This window comes from Microvirga tunisiensis, assembly GCF_009296175.1.
Classification (GTDB): Bacteria; Pseudomonadota; Alphaproteobacteria; order Rhizobiales; family Beijerinckiaceae; genus Microvirga; species Microvirga tunisiensis.
The window spans coordinates 1-3,272 of record NZ_VOSK01000519.1 but is presented as its reverse complement, the minus strand read 5'-3'; the positions used below and the strand labels follow the sequence as shown (position 1 = coordinate 3,272).

Sequence of the window (3,272 nt, the reverse complement as noted above, 5' to 3'; positions counted from 1 at the left end):
ACGAGACCCTGAGCGGCGACGAAATCCGCCATCTCCTCGACGGACAGCCTCCGGTGCGCGATACCGGCGAGGCGATCAGCCCCAGCCGCGGCTCCGCCGTGCCCACCGCCGGCCGTGGCCGCCCGCGGGAGAGCGACGGAGGACTGGTTCCTCAGCCGCAGAGCTAAACCGACCGTGAGAAGGCGAGTGCTTCGACAGCCCTCGCCTTCTCACTCGCAGTAAGGTGACGGGCAGAAAATTCCATCCCTGCCGGATTACTTCTGCGATCGGCTCCGTATACGGGTCATGAACGACGCCAAGCGCATGGATGTCATTGGACTGCTCGGGCCCTTGCGGCGCTATGCTCGCTCGCTGGCACGGGACGAGAGCCAGGCTGAAGACCTGGTGCAGGACACCCTTGTCCGCGCCTATGAAGGGCGAAGCTCGTTTCGCCCGGGCGGCAACCTGCGCGGTTGGCTACTCTCGATTCTGCACAACACCTTCATCGATCACCGGCGGCGTCACGTGGCGGAGTTGCGCCGGCTGGAGCAGGCGGCTGCTGTTGCCGAGACAGCGGCTCCACCCGACCAGGAAAGCCGGGTACGGCTTCAGCAGGTCCAAGCCGCCTTCATGAGCCTGCCAGACGAGCAACGCGCCGCCCTGCATCTCGTGGCTATCGAGGGGCTGCCCTACCAGGAAGCAGCCAATGCCCTCAGGATCCCGATCGGAACTCTCATGTCCCGCCTCGGCCGGGCCCGCGTCACCCTGCGGGGCTTCGAGGCTGGAGCCGAACTTGCACAGCCTTCCGAAGCCAAGCGTCCAAGCCTGCGTATCGTAGGAGGATCCGGTGTCTGACCCCATCACCGAAGTGGACCTTCTGGCCTATGTGGATGATCAGCTTGATCCCGCGCGGCGCATTGAGGTTGAGGAGCATCTTGCCCACGATCCGGAAGCCGCAGTGCGGATCATGGCCGATCTGAAGGACCGGGATGCCCTCCGGCTGCTCAACGCCGCTCCTCTGCCCCGCGCTCCGGAGACCACGCTTGGAGCGGCGTCGCGACTTGAGCGCGCTCTTGCCTGGCACGAGTTCGGCCTAAAGCTGCGCCGGGTTGCCGCCATGGTGGCGCTGATCGGGTTTGGCTGGGTTGCCCATGGGCAGGTCGGGCTGGGCATCACCCACAGCGAGGCGTCCCCCAAGCCTCCTGCCTTTGTCGAGGACGCCCTGCATTCCCACGAGACCGGACTTCTCCGCGCCCGCATGATCTCACAGCCTGAAGTCGAGGCCTATGACCCGGCCGAGATCCTGGCCGAGACTGGGATCCAACTCCCAGCTTTGCCGACAGATTGGCAGATTCGGGATGCACAGGTTTTCCCGTCCAGGCATGGGCACAGCGTCGAACTCATCATTGATGGAAGTGATCTGGGCCGGGTGTCCCTTTTTGCCGCTCAGGCTCCGGCCTTCGATGTGATCGCCCCAACCCTGGCCCGCTTCGACAAGGCGAAGGCTATCTATTGGCAGACGGGGCCCCTTGCCTACGCGCTGACTGGGATCGCCGGCGACAAAGCCTTTGAACGGGCAGCCCAGCGGCTGTCACGCCAGCTTCCGTAAACCTCAGGAGAATGCATCCATGAACACTCCCTATGCCTGGCAGACAACAACCGCCCGCCCGAGTGGCGCCATCTTCGATGAAGGCCTGCGCCAGCACATGCTGCGGGTCTACAACTACATGGGCATCGGCCTTGTGGTGACGGGGCTCGTGGCCTTCTTCGTGGCCTCGACGCCTGCCCTCTACGTGCCGATCTTCCAGACGCCACTGAAGTGGGTCGTGATGCTGGCGCCGCTGGCCTTCGTGTTCTTCTTCTCGTTCCGCCTGCATGCGATGTCCGCCGCAACAGCCCAAATGGCGTTCTGGGCCTTCTGCGCCGTGATGGGCCTGTCGCTGGCCTCCGTCTTCCTGGTTTTCCCCGGTGCAAGCATCGCCCGCACATTCTTCATCACCGCCACCATGTTCGGCACGACCAGCCTTTACGGCTACACGACGAAGCGAGACCTCTCGAAGTTCGGCTCGTTCCTGATCATGGGCCTGATCGGCATCATCATCGCCTCGCTCGTGAACATCTTCCTTGGCTCCAGCCTGCTGCAGTTCGCGATCTCGATCATCGGCGTGCTCGTGTTCACGGGCCTGACCGCCTACGACACGCAGTCCATCAAGGAACAGTACGCGGAGGGCTATGGCCAGGAGGCCAACAACAAGATGGCCGTGTTCGGCGCGCTCTCGCTCTACCTGAACTTCATCAACATCTTCCAGCTGCTGCTGAGCCTCACCGGGCAGCGGGAAGAGTAATCTCCGTCCATTGTTAAAAGGATCAATTTACATGGACCACCAGGACCGTCAGGCCATCGAGCAGCTGTTCGGCAAGATCGCGCAGTTCGAGGGCCAGTCCACGCGCCCGGACACGCAGGCGGCGGAGTTCATCCGCTCGCAGGTCGCGCGGCAGCCGAACGCCCCCTACTACATGGCCCAGACTATCGTGATGCAGGAGCAGGCGCTGAGCGCCGCCCAGGGCCGCATCCAGCAGTTGGAGCACGAACTCGCCAGCCGCCCGGCGAGCGGAGGCGGATTACTCTCGGGCCTCTTCGGTGGCGGGCAGTCCCGGCCGCAGCCTTACCAGCCTCAGCCGATGCAGAGTATGCCCCCGCATATGGCGCCCGGCATGGGTAGGATGGCTCCCGGTCGCGGGGGTGGTGGCTTCCTGGCTGGGCAGCCCAGACTGCGATGGGCGTCGCCGGCGGCGTGCTGCTCGGCAACATGATCTCAGGTGCCTTCTCCGGCGGTGATGAGGCGAAAGCCGCCGATGCCGGCCAAGCCGAGCCGCAGCAGGCGGCGGCGGCCGAAGACAGTGGTGATGGCGGCGAGGACTTCGGCTTCGATGAAGCTTAAGCTCTGACCGCAAGCCAGGTGGCGGGGCTCAGGGCTGAGTTCCGCTGCCACTATTGCTAGCAGCACCTTGAAGACTGCGATCCCGGTGGAGAACGTCGCAGTGCAGGGCGAGAAGGTGGCTCTGCGCAACATGGACGTGGCGCAGCTCGTTGGGAGGGCGGAGTTCACCAACAACAACGCTTTCCGTGAGCTCGACGATAGCTAAAGCGCTTTTGATCTGGGCTTGAATCCATTCGGGTGGGCTGCGCGTTGACTGGGATATGGCCCGGGAGGCGAGCCATGCCCCAGCCTTATTCCGCTGATCTGCGTGAGCGTGTTCTGGTCGCCTGCGAGCGGGGCGACCTTCCTCAG

Annotated in this window: 6 protein-coding genes; all 6 read left to right on the top strand. The window is 64.2% G+C overall.

Annotated features, from left to right (window positions below):
* The first annotated feature begins 285 nt into the window (after nt 1-285).
* The 6 genes from FS320_RS40530 (at nt 286) to FS320_RS45625 (ending at nt 3,126) form a co-directional block, all read left to right on the top strand.
* The gene (locus FS320_RS40530) at nt 286-834 is read left to right on the top strand and encodes a sigma-70 family RNA polymerase sigma factor (protein ID WP_152718155.1); all 549 of its coding nucleotides are present in this window, start codon (nt 286-288) and stop codon (nt 832-834) included.
* The gene (locus tag FS320_RS40525; RefSeq protein ID WP_162003560.1) at nt 827-1,588 is read left to right on the top strand and encodes an anti-sigma factor; all 762 of its coding nucleotides are present in this window, start codon (nt 827-829) and stop codon (nt 1,586-1,588) included. The genes FS320_RS40530 and FS320_RS40525 overlap by 8 nt, the downstream gene beginning before the upstream one ends.
* A gap of 19 nt (nt 1,589-1,607) precedes the next feature.
* The gene (locus FS320_RS40520; protein ID WP_152718153.1) at nt 1,608-2,324 is read left to right on the top strand and encodes a Bax inhibitor-1/YccA family protein; all 717 of its coding nucleotides are present in this window, start codon (nt 1,608-1,610) and stop codon (nt 2,322-2,324) included.
* Nucleotides 2,325-2,355: 31 nt separating this feature from the next.
* Entirely contained in the window at nt 2,356-2,793 is a 438-nt protein-coding gene (locus tag FS320_RS40515) for a DUF2076 domain-containing protein (protein ID WP_244627707.1), read from the top strand.
* Nucleotides 2,757-2,921 (top strand): hypothetical protein, encoded by a 165-nt coding sequence (locus FS320_RS49225; RefSeq protein WP_244627706.1) that lies wholly within the window; start codon nt 2,757-2,759, stop codon nt 2,919-2,921. The genes FS320_RS40515 and FS320_RS49225 overlap by 37 nt, the downstream gene beginning before the upstream one ends.
* 67 nt (nt 2,922-2,988) lie before the next feature.
* Nucleotides 2,989-3,126: a hypothetical protein gene (locus FS320_RS45625; RefSeq protein WP_153885398.1), complete on the top strand. Its 138-nt coding sequence runs from the start codon at nt 2,989-2,991 to the stop codon at nt 3,124-3,126.
* Nucleotides 3,127-3,272: the final 146 nt, after the last annotated feature.